The sequence below is a fragment of the Cryobacterium sp. 10I1 genome (assembly GCF_035019805.1).
GTDB classification, from domain to species: domain Bacteria; phylum Actinomycetota; class Actinomycetes; order Actinomycetales; family Microbacteriaceae; genus Cryobacterium; species Cryobacterium glucosi.
Window position 1 is genome coordinate 1 of the sequence record NZ_JASJVF010000589.1, and the last position, 363, is coordinate 363.

A 363-nucleotide genomic window follows, 5' to 3' on the forward strand; every position below is an offset into this window, starting at 1 on the left:
TCGCCCCTGGGCGACGCCTTCGGGACAGACCCGGCCGTTTTCGACCCGTCGAACCCCGACTCCCGGCCGCGGCGCTCCCTGGTCTCCCGCCCGTCGATCTCCGACTCGGTGTTCCGCTCGGTCGCGTTCAGCGCGGGCACGATCACCGTGCTGATCATGCTCGCGGTCGGTGTCTTCCTCTCGCTGCGCGCCGGCGACGCCCTCGGGGTCGCTGGGTTCAACTTCCTCTTCGAGCAGGACTGGTCGCCGGAAACGAAGAAGTTCGGCATCGCATCCGTTCTCTTCGGCACCATCACGATCGCCGTCATCGCAATGTGCGTCGCGGTGCCCCTCGCCCTCGGCACGGCGCTCCTCATCTCCGAG

Annotated in this window: 1 pseudogene; it reads left to right on the plus strand. The window is 68.3% G+C overall.

What is annotated here, in order from left to right:
- Nucleotides 1–363: pseudogene (locus QN345_RS19900) on the plus strand (hypothetical protein); the annotation flags it as partial.